The sequence below is a fragment of the Paraburkholderia sp. RL18-101-BIB-B genome (assembly GCF_046026985.1).
In the GTDB taxonomy this organism is placed as follows: domain Bacteria; phylum Pseudomonadota; class Gammaproteobacteria; order Burkholderiales; family Burkholderiaceae; genus Paraburkholderia.
The window spans coordinates 1-296 of the sequence record NZ_JARESV010000237.1; the positions used below are offsets into that span (position 1 = coordinate 1).

Annotated in this window: 1 protein-coding gene; it reads left to right on the forward strand. The window is 58.8% G+C overall.

Annotated elements, in window-relative coordinates; all coding sequences use genetic code 11:
* Positions 1 to 60: 60 nt before the first annotated feature.
* Positions 61 to 296: type 2 periplasmic-binding domain-containing protein (locus P0D73_RS46900; protein WP_459252583.1), on the forward strand; the 236-nt coding region annotated here is incomplete at its 3' end.

Genomic DNA, 296 nt, shown 5'->3' on the forward strand with positions numbered 1-296 from the left:
TATGTGGCTGAGCACGGAAAGCCAGGAAAACCGGAGGAGGTGAGCAGGCATCAGCGAATCATGTTTTATAACCCCGTGACGGCCAAGCCCTTTGAGTGGGAGTTTCATCGGGGTAAGAAGGTCACGGAGATACCGGCAGAGGGGCGTCTCCTCGTGTCGGACGTGGAAACCATGCTCGGCGCGTGTATCGCCGGCGCTGGCATCGCCCAGGTGATGGAGATTGGCGTCGAGCAGGTAATGCGTGATGGCTTGCTTGTGGACCTCTTCCCGCACTGGCCGGACGAAAGATTTCCGCT